Annotated in this window: 22 protein-coding genes; 11 read left to right on the top strand and 11 right to left on the bottom strand. The window is 66.2% G+C overall.

Features of this window, described 5'->3' with window-relative positions; all coding sequences use genetic code 11:
• The first annotated feature begins 27 nt into the window (after nucleotides 1-27).
• From aroA to DV027_RS18020, 4 genes are all read left to right on the top strand, one after another.
• Nucleotides 28-1,380 (top strand): 3-phosphoshikimate 1-carboxyvinyltransferase, encoded by a 1,353-nt coding sequence (gene aroA, locus DV027_RS02360; RefSeq protein ID WP_130730353.1) that lies wholly within the window; start codon nucleotides 28-30, stop codon nucleotides 1,378-1,380.
• The gene (cmk, locus tag DV027_RS02355; protein WP_130730352.1) at nucleotides 1,377-2,018 is read left to right on the top strand and encodes a (d)CMP kinase; all 642 of its coding nucleotides are present in this window, start codon (nucleotides 1,377-1,379) and stop codon (nucleotides 2,016-2,018) included. Before aroA ends, cmk begins: the two co-directional genes overlap by 4 nt.
• A 273-nt stretch (nucleotides 2,019-2,291) precedes the next feature.
• Nucleotides 2,292-3,989 (top strand): 30S ribosomal protein S1, encoded by a 1,698-nt coding sequence (gene rpsA / locus DV027_RS02350; RefSeq protein ID WP_130730351.1) that lies wholly within the window; start codon nucleotides 2,292-2,294, stop codon nucleotides 3,987-3,989.
• Between the two features lie 26 nt (nucleotides 3,990-4,015).
• Complete coding sequence (locus tag DV027_RS18020) at nucleotides 4,016-4,150, top strand: hypothetical protein (RefSeq protein WP_275100961.1); 135 nt, start codon at nucleotides 4,016-4,018, stop codon at nucleotides 4,148-4,150.
• Nucleotides 4,151-4,181: 31 nt separating this feature from the next.
• Here the strand turns inward: DV027_RS18020 and DV027_RS02340 are convergent, their stop codons facing one another.
• Nucleotides 4,182-6,872 carry a M16 family metallopeptidase gene (locus DV027_RS02340; RefSeq protein WP_130730349.1) on the bottom strand — a complete coding sequence of 897 codons (2,691 nt, stop codon included), beginning with the start codon at nucleotides 6,870-6,872 and terminating at the stop codon, nucleotides 4,182-4,184.
• Nucleotides 6,873-6,947: 75 nt separating this feature from the next.
• Here DV027_RS02340 and DV027_RS02335 point away from each other — a divergent pair, with 75 nt between their 5' ends.
• Both DV027_RS02335 and DV027_RS02330 read left to right on the top strand, forming a co-directional pair.
• On the top strand, nucleotides 6,948-8,117 hold the full coding sequence (locus DV027_RS02335) for a serine hydrolase domain-containing protein (protein WP_130730348.1): 1,170 nt from the start codon (nucleotides 6,948-6,950) through the stop codon (nucleotides 8,115-8,117).
• A gap of 24 nt (nucleotides 8,118-8,141) precedes the next feature.
• Nucleotides 8,142-8,660: a hypothetical protein gene (locus DV027_RS02330; RefSeq protein ID WP_130730347.1), complete on the top strand. Its 519-nt coding sequence runs from the start codon at nucleotides 8,142-8,144 to the stop codon at nucleotides 8,658-8,660.
• Between the two features lie 121 nt (nucleotides 8,661-8,781).
• Here the strand turns inward: DV027_RS02330 and DV027_RS02325 are convergent, their stop codons facing one another.
• The 8 genes from DV027_RS02325 to DV027_RS02290 all read right to left on the bottom strand — a co-directional run bounded on the left by DV027_RS02325 (nucleotide 8,782) and on the right by DV027_RS02290 (nucleotide 14,287).
• Nucleotides 8,782-8,961 (bottom strand): DUF1674 domain-containing protein, encoded by a 180-nt coding sequence (locus DV027_RS02325; RefSeq protein ID WP_130730346.1) that lies wholly within the window; start codon nucleotides 8,959-8,961, stop codon nucleotides 8,782-8,784.
• Nucleotides 8,962-9,045: 84 nt separating this feature from the next.
• The gene (gene ccmI / locus DV027_RS02320; RefSeq protein ID WP_130730345.1) at nucleotides 9,046-9,768 is read right to left on the bottom strand and encodes a c-type cytochrome biogenesis protein CcmI; all 723 of its coding nucleotides are present in this window, start codon (nucleotides 9,766-9,768) and stop codon (nucleotides 9,046-9,048) included.
• 7 nt (nucleotides 9,769-9,775) lie between these two features.
• Nucleotides 9,776-10,255: a cytochrome c-type biogenesis protein gene (locus tag DV027_RS02315; RefSeq protein WP_130730344.1), complete on the bottom strand. Its 480-nt coding sequence runs from the start codon at nucleotides 10,253-10,255 to the stop codon at nucleotides 9,776-9,778.
• Nucleotides 10,252-10,824, bottom strand: coding sequence for a DsbE family thiol:disulfide interchange protein (locus DV027_RS02310; RefSeq protein WP_130730343.1), 573 nt, complete (start codon nucleotides 10,822-10,824; stop codon nucleotides 10,252-10,254). Before DV027_RS02310 ends, DV027_RS02315 begins: the two co-directional genes overlap by 4 nt.
• Nucleotides 10,821-12,800: a heme lyase CcmF/NrfE family subunit gene (locus DV027_RS02305; protein WP_130730342.1), complete on the bottom strand. Its 1,980-nt coding sequence runs from the start codon at nucleotides 12,798-12,800 to the stop codon at nucleotides 10,821-10,823. The genes DV027_RS02310 and DV027_RS02305 overlap by 4 nt, the downstream gene beginning before the upstream one ends.
• A 19-nt stretch (nucleotides 12,801-12,819) precedes the next feature.
• Nucleotides 12,820-13,344, bottom strand: a complete 525-nt coding sequence (gene ccmE / locus DV027_RS02300) for a cytochrome c maturation protein CcmE (protein ID WP_110567173.1) — start codon at nucleotides 13,342-13,344, stop codon at nucleotides 12,820-12,822.
• Nucleotides 13,341-13,487, bottom strand: a complete 147-nt coding sequence (gene ccmD / locus DV027_RS02295; protein ID WP_078524585.1) for a heme exporter protein CcmD — start codon at nucleotides 13,485-13,487, stop codon at nucleotides 13,341-13,343. Before ccmD ends, ccmE begins: the two co-directional genes overlap by 4 nt.
• Nucleotides 13,484-14,287, bottom strand: coding sequence for a heme ABC transporter permease (locus tag DV027_RS02290; protein WP_130730341.1), 804 nt, complete (start codon nucleotides 14,285-14,287; stop codon nucleotides 13,484-13,486). Before DV027_RS02290 ends, ccmD begins: the two co-directional genes overlap by 4 nt.
• A 176-nt stretch (nucleotides 14,288-14,463) precedes the next feature.
• Here DV027_RS02290 and DV027_RS02285 point away from each other — a divergent pair, with 176 nt between their 5' ends.
• The 3 genes from DV027_RS02285 (at nucleotide 14,464) to DV027_RS02275 (ending at nucleotide 16,202) form a co-directional block, all read left to right on the top strand.
• A complete protein-coding gene (locus DV027_RS02285) occupies nucleotides 14,464-14,757 on the top strand; it encodes a YciI family protein (protein ID WP_130730340.1) in 294 nt (97 codons plus the stop codon).
• Nucleotides 14,758-14,766: 9 nt separating this feature from the next.
• Nucleotides 14,767-15,180 carry an EVE domain-containing protein gene (locus DV027_RS02280; RefSeq protein WP_130730339.1) on the top strand — a complete coding sequence of 138 codons (414 nt, stop codon included), beginning with the start codon at nucleotides 14,767-14,769 and terminating at the stop codon, nucleotides 15,178-15,180.
• Between the two features lie 176 nt (nucleotides 15,181-15,356).
• A complete protein-coding gene (locus DV027_RS02275; protein WP_130730338.1) occupies nucleotides 15,357-16,202 on the top strand; it encodes an EcsC family protein in 846 nt (281 codons plus the stop codon).
• 76 nt (nucleotides 16,203-16,278) lie between these two features.
• On the opposite strand, the gene DV027_RS02270 is transcribed toward DV027_RS02275, so the two are convergent.
• Together DV027_RS02270 and DV027_RS02265 are read right to left on the bottom strand one after the other, a co-directional pair.
• Entirely contained in the window at nucleotides 16,279-16,479 is a 201-nt protein-coding gene (locus DV027_RS02270) for a hypothetical protein (RefSeq protein ID WP_130730337.1), read from the bottom strand.
• Nucleotides 16,480-16,504: 25 nt separating this feature from the next.
• The gene (locus DV027_RS02265) at nucleotides 16,505-17,479 is read right to left on the bottom strand and encodes a 2-hydroxyacid dehydrogenase (protein WP_130730336.1); all 975 of its coding nucleotides are present in this window, start codon (nucleotides 17,477-17,479) and stop codon (nucleotides 16,505-16,507) included.
• Between the two features lie 82 nt (nucleotides 17,480-17,561).
• Between DV027_RS02265 and aat the strand changes: the two genes are divergently transcribed.
• Nucleotides 17,562-18,245, top strand: coding sequence for a leucyl/phenylalanyl-tRNA--protein transferase (aat, locus tag DV027_RS02260; protein ID WP_130730335.1), 684 nt, complete (start codon nucleotides 17,562-17,564; stop codon nucleotides 18,243-18,245).
• 98 nt (nucleotides 18,246-18,343) lie between these two features.
• Nucleotides 18,344-18,976: a DUF4412 domain-containing protein gene (locus DV027_RS02255; RefSeq protein WP_242621702.1), complete on the top strand. Its 633-nt coding sequence runs from the start codon at nucleotides 18,344-18,346 to the stop codon at nucleotides 18,974-18,976.
• Nucleotides 18,977-18,996 lie beyond the last annotated feature (20 nt).

The raw sequence follows: 18,996 nt of genomic DNA, 5'->3' as shown, positions 1-18,996 counted from the left end.
CACCCGGAATACGGAATGGGATGCGTTATGAAAACCGATCATGCCCCTTCTTCCGTTCGCGCGCTGACGGTTCATGCCCCGCGCGCGCCCCTGTCCGGTTCGGTCCATGTGCCGGGTGACAAGTCGATCAGCCACCGCTCGCTGATGTTTGCAGCCCTTGCGCGCGGCACGACCCACATCACCGGCCTGCTGGAAGGCGAGGACGTGCTGCGCACCGCCGATGCCATGCGGGCCCTTGGCGCGGACATCACCCGCAAGGGGGCAGGCCAGTGGCGCGTGCAGGGCTGCGGGCTCGACGGGCTGCGTGAACCCGCCGATGTGCTGGACATGGGCAATTCCGGCACGGCGGCGCGCCTGCTGTCGGGCATTCTGGCCAGCCACGGCTTCACCTCGGTCATGACGGGCGATGCCAGCCTGCGTGGCCGCCCGATGAAGCGCGTGACCGACCCGCTGGCCGCCACGGGGGCCACCTTCCTCTCGCGCCAGGGCGGCCGGCTGCCGCTGGCCATCGCGGGCAACGCCAACCCGCCGCCGCTGGCCTACCGGCTGCCGGTGGCCTCGGCCCAGGTCAAGTCCGCCGTGCTGCTGGCCGGGCTGAACGCGGTGGGTAAGACCCGGGTGGAAGAACCCGTCGCCACCCGCGACCATACGGAAAACATGCTGCGCCACTTCGGCGCGCAGGTGCATGTCGAGCCCATGGGCGCGGGCGGGCGCGTGATTACGCTCCAGGGCCGCCCCGACCTTGTCGCGCGTGACATCGTGGTGCCGGGCGATCCGTCTTCTGCTGCCTTCGTGCTGGTGGCAGCGCTGCTGGTGCCGGGTTCGAAGGTAACCGTGCAGGGCGTGGGGCTGAACCCGCTGCGCACCGGGCTGTTTACCTCGCTGCGTGAGATGGGGGCCGATCTCGTCATCAGCAACGAGCGTGTCGAGGGCGGCGAGCCGGTAGGCGACCTGACCGCCACCGCAGGCGCGCTGCATGGCGTGGACGTGCCCGCCACCCGCGCACCATCGATGATCGATGAATATCCGGTGCTGGCCGTGGCCGCCGCCCATGCCACGGGCCAGTCGCGCTTTCGCGGGCTGGAGGAGCTGCGCGTGAAGGAAAGCGATCGCCTTGCCGCCACCGTGGCGCTGCTTGAGGCCAATGGCATCAAGGTGGACGTGGTCGGCGATGACATGATCGTGCATGGCACAGGCGGCGCCATTCCCGGTGGCGGGCTGGTCGAGACCCGCATGGACCACCGCCTGGCCATGAGCGCGATCGTGATGGGCCTTGCAGCCGAAAAGCCGGTCAGCGTGGATGATACCGCCTTCATCGACACGAGCTTTCCCGGATTCGTGGGGCTGATGAACAGCATCGGCGCGGGGCTTGCGGCATGACGCAGCGCCTGGTCATAGCGGTTGACGGCCCGGCCGCGGCGGGCAAGGGCACGCTGGCCCGCAGTCTGGCCGAGGCGCTGGGCCTGCCCTATCTCGACACCGGCCTGCTCTACCGCGCCACCGGGCGGCGCATGATTGATGCCGGGCATGACCCCGCCACCGCCCCGGCGGAGGAATTTGCCGCCACCGTGGGCATGGAAGACCTGCGCCGCACCGACCTGCGCGTGCCCGAGGTGGACCGTGCCGCAAGCCTCGTGGCCGCCCAGCCCGCCGTACGCCGGGTACTCGTTGATGTGCAGCGCCGCTTTGCCGGTGCCCATGGCGCGGTGCTCGACGGGCGCGATATCGGCACGGTCATTTTCCCCGACGCCCAGGTCAAGCTCTACATTACGGCCTCGGCCCGCACGCGCGCCGAGCGGCGGTGGGAGCAGATGGCCACCGACCCCGACGCCCCTGATCGCGCGGCACAGATCGCACAGGTGGAGCGCGAGATCGCGGCGCGTGACGCGGCCGATTCCGCCCGCGCCACCGCGCCCCTGCGCCCGGCGGATGACGCCGTGCATATCGAGACCGACCACCTCGATGCCGCCGCAGTCCTGGCCGAGGCCCTGCGGATCGTGGCGCTGAAGACGCGCTAGCGCGCTTTTGTGCGCGAACCATTCGCCCCCGGCACGGTTTTTATTGACATGCGCCGCCCATAGGGTGTCTGTGCTCAACGGTATATGCCCCGCGCGCCAGCGCCGGGCATGATCTTTCACATCTGGCCCGCAGGCGTGCCGCGACCGTGTCGTGGTTGGGAGCCCGGGCAAGTCGTTCCCATGTTACCGCGCAGGCGGGCAGGCGGGGGCGCAGGATTGTCCACATCCGCCGCCGCGCGGTCATGATGTGGTTACAGGATTTACGAGTAACTCATGGCTTCAGCCACAACACAGCCCGTCGAGAACTTTGCCGATCTCCTCGAGGAAACCCTCGGTCGCGATTCCGCGTTTGACGGTTCCGTCGTCACCGGTCGCGTCGTTCGCCTGACGGATGAATACGCCATCGTCGATGTCGGCCTGAAAAGCGAAGGGCGCGTCTCCCTCAAGGAATTCGGCCCGCCGGGCGTTACCCCCGATGTCAAGCCGGGTGATGTCATCGAACTGTTCGTCGAGCGGTACGAAGATCGTGACGGGTCCATCGTCCTGTCGCGCGAGAAGGCCCGCCGTGAGGAAGCCTGGTCGAACCTTGAAAAGGCGTTCGAAGGCAACCAGCGCGTCAACGGCACCATCTATGGCCGCGTCAAGGGTGGCTTCACGGTCGACCTCGGCGGCGCGATGGCGTTCCTGCCCGGCTCACAGGTCGATATCCGCCCCGTGCGCGACGTGACCCCGCTGATGGGCGTGCCCCAGCCGTTCCAGATCCTGAAGATGGACCGCGCGCGCGGCAACATCGTCGTGTCGCGTCGCGCCGTGCTCGAAGAGACCCGTGCGGAGCAGCGCAGCGAGCTGATCCAGGGCCTGAAGGAAGGCATGATCCTCGATGGCGTGGTCAAGAACATCACCGATTACGGTGCGTTCGTCGACCTTGGTGGCGTCGATGGCCTGCTGCATGTGACCGATATCGCATGGAAGCGGATCAACCACCCGTCCGAGGCGCTGCAGATCGGCCAGCCGGTCCGCGTGCAGGTCATCCGCTTCAACCCCGACACGCAGCGCATCTCGCTGGGCATGAAGCAGCTTGAGGCTGACCCGTGGGAGAACGTGGCGATCAAGTACCCGCCGGGTGCCCGCTACACCGGTCGTGTCACGAACATCACCGACTACGGTGCGTTCGTCGAGCTCGAGCCGGGCGTCGAAGGCCTGGTGCACGTGTCCGAGATGTCCTGGACGAAGAAGAACGTCCATCCGGGCAAGATCGTCGCCACTTCCCAGGAAGTCGATGTGATGGTTCTGGATGTGGACAGCGCGAAGCGCCGCATCTCGCTGGGCCTGAAGCAGGTGCAGCGCAACCCGTGGGAGCAGTTCGCCGAGGAACACAAGGTTGGTTCCGTGGTGGAAGGCGAGATCCGCAACATCACCGAGTTCGGCCTGTTCATCGGCCTTTCCGCCGACATCGATGGCATGGTTCACATGTCCGACCTGTCGTGGGACGAGCCGGGCGAAGTCGCCATGAGCCACTACGAGAAGGGCCAGGTCGTAAAGGCCAAGGTTCTGGACGTGGACGTGGAGAAAGAGCGCATCTCGCTGGGCATCAAGCAGCTGCATGAAGACCCCGCAGCCGACACGCTGAGCAAGGTGCAGAAGGGTGCGGTCGTGACCTGCATCGTGACCGCGGTTCAGGCGAACGGCATCGAGGTGAAGGTTGACGACGTTCTGACCGGCTTCATCCGCCGTGCGGAACTGGCCCGTGACAAGGCCGACCAGCGCCCCGAGCGCTTCGCCGTTGGCGAGCGCGTTGATGCGAAGGTCGTGTCGGTTGACCGCGCTGCCCGCAAGCTGGCCCTGACCATCCGCGGCCGAGAGGTCGAGGAGGACAAGCAGGCGATCACCGACTACGGTTCTTCCGATAGCGGTGCGTCGCTGGGTGATATTCTGGGTGCCGCGATCCGTCGCCGTAACGCCGAGAGCTGATCCGAGCCACAGGCTCCGGCCCGCGCATGCGTGGGCTGGTGCCGGGCACAAAAAAGGGCGGTGCAGGAATGCACCGCCCTTTTTTTATGTCGAGAGAAAAGAATGAAAGTTTTTGGGTGCCGCCTTTTTTCAAAAAAGCGGCGTTCTCTGAAGCTTTTTGAAAAAAGCTTCACCAAAAACTTTCATCTGCTTTTACCGTGTTGCGGGTGGGCCCTTGATAATCTCGGCAAGGTCATCGGGGCGTATCCATTTGCGGAAGGCATCGCGGATCGCTTCCGCACTCATGGTATAATAGGCCCGGGCTGCGATATCGTTCTGGTTGAGCGGCAGGCCAAGGTCGCTGAAATGCAGGTAACCCGCGGCAATGGTGTCGAGGCTGGCCGATTGCAGCGCGAGGCCACGCAGCATGCCCGCCCGCGCCATGGCCAGTTCATCCGTGCTGACAGGCTGGGTCTGCATGGCGATGATGTCCTGTATCGCAGCAGCGCGCGCGGCGTCCACCTTCTGCGGGTCAGCGCCGAACGAGATGCTGTAGGCCGCGCGCTGGCGCTTCCATGTCAGGTGGCTGCGCACGGTATAGACATAGCCGGTGCGCACCCGCAGGTCGCGATACAGGCGGGATGAAAAGCCCGAACCCAGAATCTCGTTGCCCAGGTTGAGCGCGAAATGCTCCGGGTTTGTCGCCGTCAGCCCAAGGCTCTCGGGCAGGGAAACCGTAGCCTGCGTGCTGGACGGGTCAGGCACGCGGGTCACGCTGGCCGTGCTGTCGGGGCGCGGCGGCAGGTCGACTACGGGGGTCGGGCCTGTGGCCTGCCAGGCACCAAAGGTGCGGGCAATGGCCTTGTAGGCGGCATCGGGCGTGATGTCGCCGGTAATGACGATGGTGGTCAGGTCAGGCCGGTAGGCGGCGGCATAAAAGGCGCGGCAGTCCGCCACGCTGAGTTTCATGATGCCCGCAGGCTCGGCCTGCCGCAGCGACGGATCACCCTTGGGCGAGACGGCGGCCTGCATCGCGCGGCCAAACAGGTAGTCAGGTGAATGCAGTAGCCCCGACAGCGAGGCCGCCGCATTGGCCTGCACCACCCTGAAGGCGGCTTCGGGCAGGGCGGGGTGCAGTTCGTTTTCCGCCAGCAGGTCAAGCCCGCGCTCGAAATCGGGCGTGAGCACGCTCAGGCTGAAATCGGAACCGGCACTTTCGGTTGCGGCAATGTCATCAAGCGCCTTTTGCAACCCGATCCGGTCATGCGTGGTGCTGCCGTAGCGGAACATCTCATCGGTTATGTCGGCAATGCCTTCCTTGCCCGGTGGCTCCTGCATGTCCTCGTTCTGGCGGATGGTGCCGTACAGGCTGACCGTATGGCTGACCGTGGCCGGGCGCACGATCAGGCGCAACCCGTTGGGCAGCGTGAAGGCGGCAGGCTGGGCGGAGGGCGTGGGGGCATTCACGCCCATCAGGCTGTCATTGGCCCATTGCGGCAGGCTGACGGGGTGATCGGGGGTGGAGGCGAAGGATTCCGAGCCGCCAAAACCCTTGCCCTCGACCGGGTGGCCGCCATCACGCGGGGTGAGAATGGCGGTGATGGCCTGCTGCGGGTCGAGCACCTGCCGGGCCAGGCGGTTGACGTCCTCCGGTGTGACGGCGGCAAAGGCGGTGGCTTCATCATCGGGCGATTGCAGGCCCATGATGGCCTGGGCCTCCGACCAGCTTTCCGCAAGACCTGCAATGCTGTTGGCGGCAAAACCGAGCTGGGCCAGTTCCTTGCGTTTCGCGGCCTCGACCAGATCGGCGGGTACGCCGTTTTCACGCAGGGTTTTCAATATATCCTGCATGCGGGCCTGCAGGGGGGCTGCCTCGCCGCCCTTGGGGAAGGCGGCAATGGCGATGCCGATGCCCGCATCCGCCTTGGTCACGAAATCGAAGCTCGACAGCAGCGCGCGGCCCTGCGGCACGAGCTCGTACAACGCCCCGCGCTGGCTGGACAGCACATCGGCCAGAATGCGGGCGGCGGCATAATCATGGCTGTTCTGGCCGGGCATGCGGCTGGCAATGGCCACCAGCCCCACCGGGTAGTCGGTGGGGAAATGCAGCGTCTGGGCATGGACCGGGCCGGGATGGACCTGCGGGCGCGCGGGCAGCGCGCGGGCGGGAATGGGGCCAAAGGCCGCGCGCACCTGCGCCATGGTGCGGGCGGGGTCAACATCACCGGCAATGACCAGAATAGCGTTGTTGGGGGCGTACCAGTCGCGATAGAAGCGGCGCAGCAGGACCGTGTCGGTTTTGTCAAAGGATGGCCTGCTGCCCAGCGCGTCATGCGCGTAAGGCGTGTTTGCAAACAGGATGGATTGCAGGCGGGCCAGGTACACATAGCCGGGGCTCGACAGGTCGCGCGAGACTTCCTGCTCGATCGCGCCGCGCTCATGCGCCCAGTCATCGGCGGCCAGTGTCAGGCCCTTCATGCGCAGGGCTTCGATATGCAGCAGCACGTCGAGGTTTTCCGCCGGGGCGGTGTAGAAGAACTGCGTCACGTTTTCCGTCGTGTCGGCATTGTAGTTGCCGCCCAGCCTTGCCCCGATGGCGGCAAGCTGGTCGCGGTCCAGCCCCTCGCTGCCGCGAAACATCATGTGCTCGAGCGCATGCGCCGTGCCGGGAAAGCCCGCCGGTGCCGCGGCCGAACCGGCCAGGTAATTGATCTCGGTGCTCACGACCGGGGCCAGCCGGTCAGGCACGATCACGACCCGCAGCCCGTTGGGCAGGGTGGCCTGTAGCGGCATGTCAGGCTGGGGCGCGGGCGTTGCGGCCCCTGCCTGCGGGAGCGTGGCAAGCGTGCTACCGCATAACAGGAGGGAGAGGCATAATGTCTTGGAAAACAGGCGTGCTATCATGCCACAAGGTTACGCCGCTTTACGGGCGGGGGCCAGTTCGCGTGTTGCGTCGCCAGTCATGAAGGAGGCACGGTCATGTCCATAACCCAGCCGGAAACGACCCGCATGGCCGGGCGGGTGCGTGATGTCATGGAAAGTGCCGTGGCCGCAGGCCGTCTGGTCGGCGCGGTGGTGCTCATCGCCGTTGATGGCGAGGTGGTGGTGCGCGAGGCCGTGGGCCTTGCCGACCGTGAGGACGGACGCCCGATGCAGGTGGGCACTCCCTTTCGCCTCGCCTCGCTGACCAAGCCGGCCATCACCGCCGTGGCGCTGGCCCTGGCGGAGGCAGGACGGCTCGACCTTCATGCCCCGATCACGCGCTACCTGCCCGATTTCCGTCCTGCCCTGCCGGGTGGCGGACCCTGCCAGATCACCTCGCACCAGTTGCTCACCCATACCAGCGGGCTGACCTACAGCTTCTCCTTTCCGCAGGATAACAATCCCTATACCCGCGCAGGCGTGTCCGACGGCATTGCCGAGCCGGGGCTTTCGCTGGTGGATAATCTGGCGCGGCTGGCCACGACGCGCCTCATCTTCGTGCCGGGGCAGGGATGGGCCTATTCGCTGGGGCTGGACGTGATGGGCGGCGTGATCGAATCCGTGGCCGGGTGCACGCTGCCCGAGGCGCTGCATCATCATGTAGGCGGCCCGCTGGGCTGGAAGCAGACGGGCTTTGCCCCGCCACCGCCCGGCACGCTCGCCACCTGCTACGCCGATGGCAGGCCCGCCCCCATTCGCATGGGTGCGCAATACGTGCTGCCCCGCCTGCTGCCCGGTGGCGGGGTGGGGGCCATCCGTTTTGCGCCCGACCGGATATATGACCCGACCTCCTATCCCTCGGGTGGGGCGGGCATGGTGGGCAATGCGCCTGAATTCCTTGCGTTTCTCGAGGCAGTGCGGCTTGGCGGCGAGGGGCTGCTCTCGCCCGCATCGGCCATGCTGTTCGGGCGCAACGCCACGGGTGCGATTGAAATGGGGCCGCTCATGCGCGGGCGTGGCTTTGGTTATGGTGGCGCCGTGATTACGGATTCCACTGCCGCACGCACGCCACTCAGCGCAGGGAGTTTTACATGGGGCGGTGTGTACGGGCATCAATGGGTGGTTGACCGGGCGCGGGGCATGAGCATTGTCATGCTCAGCAACACTGCGCTGGCGGGCATGGCGGGCAGCTACCCCGATGCGGTCGTGGCCGCCGCCTGTGCGTGATGAGAGAGAAGGCTGGGAGCTGTCATGTCATTTGGTGAACGCGTCAATCAGTTCGACGCCTGGCTGCTGGACCGGATTTTCCAGCCTGTTGCCGATGCGCTGCCCGACCGCCTGACGGCGATGGACGTGGGCATGAGCTTTCAGGTCGGCTCGATCGTGCTCTCCGCCGCCTCCATTTCCGCCCTGCTGGTGCTCGATGGCATGACGATCAACAACCTCATTACCAATGTGCTGGGCTGGTTTTTCGAGGTGATTTTCTACATCGGCATCCACCGCATGCGGGCCATGGTGCGGCCGGGCTACCAGAACCCCTTTCGCATCATGCTGGCGGGCATGCGGCCCATTTCCATTCCGTTTGCAGCCTATGCGCTCTATCAGGCCGTGACGGCGGATGCGGTATATGAACTCGCGCTGTGGTTCAATTCGCTCTCGCAACTTGTGTTCGTGGCCGGGATCTACCTGATCTCGTGCAACGTGCCGCCGCCGGGGCACCGCGCGCGGCAGACATCCTTCGGGCGTGGCCCGCTGCCCAACGAACTCTGAGCGAAAATTTTGGGTGAAGCTTTTTTCAAAAAGCTTCGAAAGACGCCGCCTTTTTGAAAAAAGGCGGCACCCCAAAACTTCTATTATTTCTTAAGGCATTTTAAGGGGATGGGCAGCGGGATCAGAAATCCACGCAGCGGCCCTTGACCGTCCAGTCGCCGTAGCGGGTGGGTTCCGGCCCCTTGGGGCCACCCACTTCATCGGCCTCGGCAGGCTGTTTCAGCAATGCGGCTTCCTTGGCCGCTTCATCCTGCGCGGTATCGGCTGCAGGGGCGGGGGAGGGGGATGTATCCTTGCTCATGCCCATCACTTTCCGCCCGGCATGGGGGGCTTGCAAGCGTAAAAGCCCCCGTCAGGCCGCAATAGCGCGTTATTGATGGACCGGTTACTGATGTTCCGACTGGGCAATGCGCTGCTGCACCGTCATGCGCCACGGGGCATCAGGCGGGGCGGCATCAAGTGCGCGGCGGTACAGGTCGGCGGTCTCGGGCGAGATATGGCCATCATCGGCCATCATCTGCGCTTCAGCCGCGCGGGCTGCCACCTCGGGGTCGAAGCGCTGCTCAATGGCGCTGCGCCAGGCCTGGGCGGCGGCGGCGTAATGGTCGCGCCCGGCCTCGGCCTGGCCAAGCAGCACGTAACCCTGGAACAGGCTCGGATCCCCCGGCGGGATCTGCCTGAGCTGGTCGCGCAGGCGGTCGATCAGCGCATCGTTGCGGTGGTCTTCCTTCTGCAGCGCCACAAGGCGCGGGGCCAGCGGCTGGGCAGGCAGGCCGGGGTGGCCCACGGTCATGTACAGTGCAATGGCCGCAACCGGCAGGCCTACAAGGGCGGCTGCAATCGCCCCGGTCGAGGCGCCCTTGCGGGCGATGAAGGCAGGCAGCATGTCAGCGCCGAGCACGCGGCGCTGGATTTCCAGCCGCGCGCTGTCATGCTCGGTGGGTGCGATCATGCCTTCGGCCAGGTCGCGCTCGAGTTCGGCCAGCTGGGCCTGATGCAGCACCAGCGCGCTTTCACGCTCGTCACGCAGCAACGTGGTGCGGCGGAACGACAGGAGTGCGGGCACAAGCGCGATCACGCCAAGCAGGCAGATACCAATCCAGATCATATCAATCTCAGCGTGTTTCGGTCAGGTCGGACAGGCGGCGGCGCTCTTCATCCGAAAGTGGCGGCGGCGTGGGCGCGCGCGGGCGGCGGAAGGTCCACCACGCAATGCCGATGCCAATGCACAGTGCCAGCAGCGGCATGACCCACAAAAGCAGCGTGCCGATGGTAAAGGGCGGCTTGAGCCGGATGAAGTTGCCGTAGCGGTTGACCATCCAGTCCATGATCTGCTGGTTGCTCTCGCCCTTGGCCACATGCTCGCGCACCACGTGGCGCAGGTCGCGGGCCAGATCGGCGCTGCTGTCCTCGATCGATTCGTTCTGGCACACGAGGCAGCGCAACTGCGCGCCAATGGCCTCGGCACGCTGCTCCTGCGCCGGGTCGGGCAGCATTTCCGACGGATCATCCACCGCCAGCGCCACCAGCGGCGCGAAGAACAGGCAGGCCAGCAGGGCAATCAGGCCGCCACGGCGTAGGGGATGTGTCTTCATGGTTTGAGGCTGTCCGCCAGCGGCATGATGGTATTGGTGATCATGGCCTCGGTAATGGGGGAGGCGGTGTGCCAGCGGATGATCCCGCCCGGCCCGATCAGGAAGGTTTCCGGCACGCCGGACACGCCCCAGTCAATTGCGGCCAGCCCGTCATGGTCGGCAGCGATGCGGGCATAGGGGTTGCCCGCGCGCTGCACGAAGCCCAGCGCATGCTCGGGCTTGTCCTTGTAGGCAATGCCCCAGATCGGCAGCCTGTCCTTCAGCGCGTTGAGCACCGGCATCTCGGCCACGCAGGGAATGCACCACGAGGCGAAATAGTTCACCAGCACCGGCGCCTTCAGCCCCCGCAGGTCGGCGGCCGAAAAGCCGGTGCCGGGTGCCTGGTCGGGCAGCGCGAAATCGGGCACGGGGCGGTTGAGGGCCGGGGCATGGATGTCATGCGGGTCGAACGAGCCTTTTGTCATGCCCGAGAGCATGCGCCAGAAGCCCACGCCAACCCCGCCCGCCACAACCAGCGGGGCCGCCATGAGCAGGCGGCGGCGCGTGGGGGAAGAAGGCTGCGCGCTCATTGTACCACCACCACATCAACGGTTTTGGCCCGGCGTGGCGCGCCCACGCGCACGCGCCGGTCGGACAGGGAAAGCGCGCCGCCAAGGGCCATGATCAGCCCGCCCAGCCACATCCACGGCGCCAGCGGGTTGTAGTGCAGGCGCAGCACATAGGTCGGGTTGGCGTCATCGCCATGCTTGTCGCCCAGCACGCCATAGATGTCGGCCATGAGGTTGGTGTGGATCGCCACCTCCGTCGTGGTCTGGTGCTGGCTGGCGAATGTGCGCTTGGAGGGGTGCAGCGTGGTGATCAGCCTGCCGTTGTGGCGCACTTCAATGGTGGCCACCAGCGCGGTGTAGTTCGGGCCTTCGGCAGGCTTTACGTCGGTCAGGGTCCAGCTATCGCCCGCCAGCATCTCGCTCTGGCCCACATGCACTTCCACAATCCGGTGTGCCGCCTGCGACATGCCGGCAATGCCCAGCACCACAATGCCCACGCCCGCATGGGCCAGGGCCGCGCCAAACACTGCGCGCGGCAGGCTGCGCGCACGCTGCCAGCTCTGGCCGAGAGGCTGGCGGAACAGGCGCAGGCGCTCGGCAATGTCAGCAACACTCGAGCAGATCACCCACACGGCGGTGGCGGTAGCCAGCACCGGCAGGATGTCGCGCATCTGGAAGGTGGCAACGACAAGCGCCACTGCTGTTACGCACGCCGCCCACCACAGGCGGCGCAGCACCGGCCACATCTGCGCGCGCTTCCACGGCATCATGGGGCCGAAGCCCATGAACACCATGAGCGGAATGGCCAGCGGGATGGTTGTCGCATCAAAGAACGGCTTGCCGACCGAGATGGTCTTGCCAAACAGCAGCGACATGAAGGGCGGGTACATCGTGCCCGTCAGCACCACGGCGCAGATCGAGCACAGCAGGATGTTGTTGAGCACCAGCAGCCCTTCGCGCGAGACGGGGGCAAACAGCCCGCCCGTGGTCAGCTGCGGGGCGCGGATGGCGAACAGAAGCAGCGAGCCGCCAATGACAAGGGCGAGCAGGCCAAGGATGAACACGCCACGCGCGGGGTCATTGGCGAAGGCATGCACCGAGTTGAGAATGCCCGAACGCACGAGGAACGTGCCCGAGAGCGAGAACGAGAACGTGCCGATGGCCAGCAGCACGGTCCAGATCTTCAGCGCCTCGCGCTTTTCCACCACAATGGCCGAATGCACCAGCGCCGTGCCCGTCAGCCACGGAATGAGGGATGCGTTCTCCACCGGGTCCCAGAACCAGTAGCCGCCCCAGCCCAGCACGTAATACGACCACCACGACCCCATGGCGATGCCGCAGGTCAGGAAGCACCACGCCGCCACGGCCCACGGGCGCACCCAGCGGCCCCATGCGGCGTCCACCCGGCCTTCGATGAGGGCGGCGATGGCAAAGGCGAAGGGCACGGCAAAGCCGACATAGCCGGTGTAGAGAATGGGCGGGTGAAAGGCGAGGCCGGGGTCCTGCAGCAGGGGGTTCATGCCCTGGCCGTCCATCGGTGCTGGCCACACGCGGGCAAACGGGTTGGATGTGGTCAGGCAGAACAGCTCGAACCCTGCCGCAACACCGCCCAGCACCGCAATCACGCGCGCCTGCAGGGCGGAGGGCAGGTTGCGGCCAAACAGCGCCACGGCACCGCCGCAGATGGACAGGATCATCGCCCACAGCAGCACCGAGCCCTCATGGTTGCCCCATACGCCGGTGATCTTGTACAGCAGCGGCTTGCTGACCGCGCTGTTGGCCGCCACGTTCTGCACCGAAAAGTCATTGGTGATGGCGGCATGGATCAGGCAGGCGAATGAGGTGATGAGCGCGATCATCTGCCCCACCGCCAGCGCGGGGGCCAGCGCCATCAGCCGCGCGTCGCGGCGGCTTGCGCCAATCAGGGGCAGGATCGCCTGTCCGGCGGCCATGCAGCATGCCAGCGCCAGCGCAAAATTTCCAAGTTCCGGGTTCATGGTCGGATGTCAGTTTCCGTTAAGGCGTCTGGGTGGCCGGTTTTTTCGCATTGTCTGCGGCGGTCATGGTGTTCCAGCTTGCGGCATCGGGGGCCTTGCCGAAGCGCGGGTCCCACTTGCCGCTGCGGCGCAGTTCCTCGGCCACTTCCTTGGGCATGTAGGTTTCGTCATGCTTGGCCAGCACCTCGCTGGCGCGGAAGGTGCCATCAGGGTTGACGGTGCCCACGGCCACCACGCTCTGCCCCTCGCGGAACAGGTCGGGCAGGATGCCCTCGTAGCGCACGGTCACGGCGGCCTGCCCGTCGGTTACGTCAAATATGGCGACCGGGGCGTCCTTCACCTTCTCCTGGTGCACGCTGCCCGCCACAACCATGCCGCCAAGGCGGATGGTGCGGTCAGCCGGTGGCGGCTTGCTGTGCACCTGCGAGGGCGCCATGAAGAACACGATATTGGAGGAAAAGGCATTGAGCGTAAGGGCGGCTGCCGAGCCCAGCCCGATCATGCACGCCACCACCAGCCACAGGCGTCTGCTCTTGCGGGTCATGAGGGCTGGCGTGTCCGGGGCTGTTCAATGGCGGCAAGCCGCCTGCGGGCCTGGCGCAGGCGCAGCGTGGCATTGACCGACAGGATGGCGGCGACGCCAAGGGTCAGGCCATAGGCGGCCACGATATAGGGCAGGTGGGTCATGGGGTGGCACGATCGGGCTGGGGGGCGGCGGCAGCGGACTGGCGGCCCCGGTTGGCGGCAAGGATGGTGCGCACGCGGCTTTCCATGACCGAGGCGCGCAGGCGGGCGAGCACGATGGCGGCGAAGCCGAGCGTAAAGCCCAGCGTGGTCAGGCCCAGCGGCCACAGCATGGAGGTGGACATGGTGGGCGCGCCGGTCACCGTAATGCTGTCGGGCTGGTGCAGGGTATTCCACCACTGCACGCTGAACTTGATGATGGGCAGGTCAACCGCGCCCGCAAGGCCAAGGATGGCGGCGGCGCGGTAGCCGCGCTGCGGCTCGTCAAACGCGCGGATGAGCGCGATATGGCCCAGATACAGGAAGAACAGCACCAGCACCGAGGTCAGCCGCGCATCCCACACCCACCACGTGCCCCACATCGGCTTGCCCCACAGCGAGCCGGTGGCCAGGCACACGGCGGTAATCGATGCGCCCACCGGCCCGATTTCCACCGCCGCAAGGTCGGCCAGCGGATGGCGCCACACCAGCGAGAGCAGCGAGCACACCGCCAGGCCCATATAACCTGATGATGCCAGCCATGCAGTGGGCACATGCACGTACATGATGCGCACGCTGTCGCCCTGCTGCCAGTCAGCGGGGGAGAAGAACAGCCCCCACACGATTCCGGCAACCGACAGCACAAGGGCGGGCCATGTCAGCCACGGCTGCAGCTTTGCCCCCATGCGCAGGAAACGGCCAGGGTTGGCATAACGGTGAAAAAGGTTACCGGTTCGCGCGGTAAGGCTCTGCGTTGCGTTCAAGGTTGATCCATCCGTGCCGGGGGCACCTGTCCCTGCAATGAAAACGGTCAAGAAATCCGCGCCATCACCACGGGTGGGTGGGGGCTGACGTTTTGTTGCTCTACACTATCGCGTTAAAAAAGACACGGCCAGTCCTGTCCCAATCATGGGACAGTCGGCCCACAGGAGGATAAAACATGCTGTTTGCCATCATCTGCACCGACAAGCCCGGCAGCCTCGAAACCCGCAAGGCAACCCGTGAGCGCCACCTTGCCTACCTTGAGCAGCACCGGCCGCACCTCGTGCATGGCGGACCGCTGCTGGACGCGGAAAACCGCCCCTGCGGCAGCCTGCTGGTGGCGGACATGCCCGACCGCGCAGCGGCCGAGGGATTCGCGGCTCAGGACCCCTATGCCCAGGTGGGCCTGTTCGAGAGCGTGGTGATCCGTCCGTTCCGTTCAGTTTTTCGTGATGGGCTGCGGGTGGAGTAGGAAACGGCCATGGCCTACTGGCTGATCAAGTCCGAGCCGGATGCGTTTTCATGGGCCGAGCAGGTGGAAAACGGCACCGAACCCTGGACCGGCGTGCGCAACCACCAGGCAAAGAAGAACCTCGCCGCCATGCAGGTGGGTGACAGGGCGTTCTTCTATCACTCCAACGTGGGCCGCGAGATCGTGGGCGTGGTTGAAGTCGTGCGGGAGGCCTATCCCGACCCCACGGCGGAAGATGGCCGGTGGGTGTGCGTGGACGTGCGCGCCATCGGCCCCATGCCGCGTGCCGTGACCCTGGCTGAAATCAAGGCCGATCCGGCGCTGGCCGACCTTGCCCTGGTGCGGCAGTCGCGCCTTTCCGTCGTGCCGGTATCGGATGCGCACTGGGCGCATCTGTGCCGCATGGGGGGCTGGAACAGCTAGGTGGCCCCCGCGTTTCATGGCTGCGGGCATGCTCATGCCCGTTGCAAGAATGCCATCATGATGCTGAAACGGTGGCAATTGCCGCATGGGCGTAGCAGCTGGCCCCATGCAGCCGCGTGCCGTGCGCGGCTGCGGGGCTGGCGCGCGGTACGATAGATCAGGCGAAGGGCATTGTAATGAGTGCAGGTTCCGCAAACGAACTGGCGCCGCTGACGCTGGACAGCGCGTGTATCACTGAACTCCAGCAGGCGCTGGAACGTGTCGAGACCGGGCGGGGCGTGCTCGTGCGCCTGGCCGACCTCATGGGCGGCGCCGTGGGGCAGGCGGCCATGCTGGGCATGCGCACGCTGGGGCTGGCCCCCACGCTGCAGGCCAAGCTGCAGGCTACGGCGGAGGCGGCCATCCGCCGCGCGTTCGACCTCTCGGTGGTGGGCATGGACCGCCCGCATGATGTCTCGGCCGAGGCCAGCGCCGGTGGCACGTGGCGCGACCCCGCGCTCAGGGCGGCGGTGACCGTGTCCGGCGCGGTGGGCGGCTTTACCGGCCTGCCGGGACTGGTGGCGGATGTAGGCTTCACCACCATGGCCATCATGCGCGAGATTGCCCGCATTGCGCGTGAGAATGGCGAGGATCTCTCCACCGAAGCCTCGCGCGCGGCCTGCCTTGAAGTCTTTGCGCTGCGGGCCTTCCCGTTTGGCGCCAAGAAGGGCACGGCAGAGGAAAGCGAGCTTGGCTACTTCTCCGCCCGCGCCATGCTGCGTGGCCGCCCGGTGGTGATGCTGGTCAGCGAGGTGGCCACCCATTACGGGCTGGGCCTGTCGCGCAAATTCGCGTTGCAGATGATGCCGGTGGCGGGTGCGTTGTGTGGCGCCTCGCTCAATGCGGCGTTCCTGTCGCATTACCGCGCGGTGGCGCAGGCGCATTTCACCATCCGCCGGCTCGAGCGTGAATACGGGCCCGAAGTGCGCCGCACCGCGGCCGACCTCAAGGCCCACGCCGCAAGCCAGGCGCGCGAGGCCTGAGGCAAACGGTCTGGAGCGCCGCCTTTTTTCTCGCAGGCGGCGTTCTTTCGAAGCTCTTGTTCAGGAAAAGGTCGCGTCAGGTGGTCTCCGGCCCCGCGCGCCCCTCTTTCGCCACGGCTGGGCGGAAGGCGTTGCGCAGTTCAATGCACGCCGCCACCAGCATGAAGCCCAGATAGAACTTCAGCAGCGTGCCCAGTATGCCCCCGTAGCGGGGGGCAAGCAGGTCCAGCCCGATGGCGAGCAGCGTGAAGATGACGAAAATACCGGCAATGCCCATGTCTGCTTCTCCGTAACCGGGCCGGTCAGCTGCTGACCGGCGTCAGGGCGGCGCGTCCGTCCAGCACGGCCTCCACGTTATCGAGGGCGAGCATGCCCATGTCGCTGCGTGTCTCGGTGGTGGCGCTGCCCACATGCGGGGTCAGGAACACGTTGGGCAGTTCGAGGAAGCGCGGGTCGGGGTTGGGTTCGTTGCGGTACACATCCAGCCCGGCTGCGGCAAGCTGGCCGCTTTTCAGCGCCGCGATCAGCGCATCCTCATCAACCAGCGCGCCACGGGCGGCATTGATGAAAATGGCCCCTTTTGGCAGGCGGCCCAGCAGGTCGGCATTGATCATGCCATCGGTTTCAGGTGATGCAGGCAGGTGCAGGCTCAGTATGTCGCAATGCGGCAGCATGTCGGTCACGGTGCTGAAATAGGTGGCCCCTTCCTCCTGGTCGGCGGGCAGGCGGCGGCGGTTGGAATACATCACCCGCATGTCAAACCCGCGCGCGCGCTTTGCCACGGCGCGGCCAATGCGCCCCATGCCCACAATGCCCAGCCGCTTGCCGCTGATGCGCGTGCCCAGCATCTCGTCCATGGCAAGCCCGCGCCCCCAGCCCTGGCGCATCAGCGTGGTGTATTCGCCCGCCCGGCGGGCCGCGGCAAGCATGAGCAGCATGGCCATGTCGGCATTGCAGTCGGTCAGCACGTCGGGTGTGTTGGTCACGATGATGCCGCGCGCGTGCAGGGCCGCAATGTCGAGATGGTCGGTGCCGACGCTGACGGTGGCCACGATTTTCACGCAGTCGGGCAACTGGGCCACATCGTCATGGCGCAGCGGCAGGCCGGTGGATGTCAGGATCGCCTGCGGCTGGAAGGCGCGGGCACCCTCAAGCAGTTCGCGCGTTGTGAGTTTATGCTCCGGCACGCCGGATATGTTAAAGCTCTGTTCAATACGCTGCATTACGGGAAGGGTCTGGCGCTGGGTCAGCAGAAGGCGGGGACGGGTGTCGGACATGGGGGATGGTTTCTCCTGCCAGATGGGTGCATGCGGGGGCGATCATGCCCATGATTGCGTGCGAAAGGGTTATCCTAAGAACATGACGGGTCAAGAGACGGTTCCCATCACGCCGGACCTCATGCTGCGTGCCTACAGGGCGGGGCTGTTCCCCATGGCGCCCGATGCCCGTTCCGATGATCTGGAATGGTTCTACCCCGAAATGCGCGGCATCCTGCCGCTTGATGGCGGCTTCCATGTGCCGCGCAGGCTCATGCGTACCGTGCTGTCGCAGCGTTTCGCGGTCACGGCCGACCATGACTTTCCCGCCGTGATGGATGGCTGCGCGGAACCCGCCCCGGGGCGCGAGAATACGTGGATCAACCCGCGCATCCGCACCCTGTTCTGCCAGCTTCATGGCATGGGCCATGCCCATAGCGTGGAGGTGCGCCACGAGGGCCGTCTGGTGGGCGGCCTGTATGGCGTGGTGCTCGGGCAGGCGTTTTTTGGCGAGAGCATGTTCAGCCGCATGCGCGATGCCTCCAAGGTGGCGCTGGTGCATCTGGTGGCGCGGCTGCGGCTGGGCGGCTTCACGCTGCTCGATACGCAGTTCGGCACGGCGCACCTGGCCGGGTTTGGCGGGGTCGAGATCCCGGCTGATGACTACATGCGCCAGCTGGGCCGCGCGGTTGCAGGGCAGGCGGCATGGGTGGGCAACGATGGGGGCGCGCGGCTGCACGCTGGCCTGCTGGCCCTGCGTGGCGGGGCGGAGGGTGCAGGCGGTTGACAGGGTCGTGCATGCGGGCTTCCGTCTGCGCAGATGAAAGGGGATATGTGATGAAGCATGCAACGGCCCGCCCGGCGCGGCGCGCGATGATGAGGCGCATGCGGCTGCCGGGCAGGGTGGCGCTCGTGGCGGCGGCGCTGTCCGCCACGGGCCTGTGCGCCGCACGGGCGCAGGACGCGGCAGGCGTGCATCCGCCGCTGACCCCCACCCGCGACGTGCAGGTGGACTATAACGTGCAGCCCGATGGCGTGCCCGAGCCCAAGCCCATCCGCACATGGTTCGCCTATAATGGCGGGCTGATGCGAATCGACAGCCCGCAGGGCATGGGCGAGACGATTCTCAACCGCATGAGCCGCCAGGTCACCATCATCATCAACCCGCAGAAGGTGTACAGCCAGCTTGATGCCCGCTACGGCATCCGCAACCCCTTCCTGCTTGACCTGTCCATGACGTTTGCGCGCAAGGGCACGTCGAGCGTGGCGGGTGTGGCCTGCACGCAGTGGGATGTCACGACCGACCAGGGCAACGCCACCGCCTGCGTGACCGATGATGGCGTGGTGCTGCAGGAGATCGGGGTGGATGGCGACGGGCTGAAAGGCCGGCTGGAGGCGACGAAAGTGGTCTATGGCCCCATACCCGACAGCATGTTCCAGCCGCCCGAGGGCTATCGCAAGGTTGACCCGCCACCACCACCCGGCACGCCTGCCGCCAGGGACAACAAGGGCGGCTGACCGGTCTGCCCGTTTTTTTT

The sequence above is a fragment of the Komagataeibacter xylinus genome (assembly GCF_004302915.1).
Taxonomy (GTDB): domain Bacteria; phylum Pseudomonadota; class Alphaproteobacteria; order Acetobacterales; family Acetobacteraceae; genus Komagataeibacter; species Komagataeibacter xylinus_C.
The sequence above is the reverse complement of the archived record's forward strand: the minus strand, read 5'-3'. Positions and strand labels throughout refer to the sequence as shown.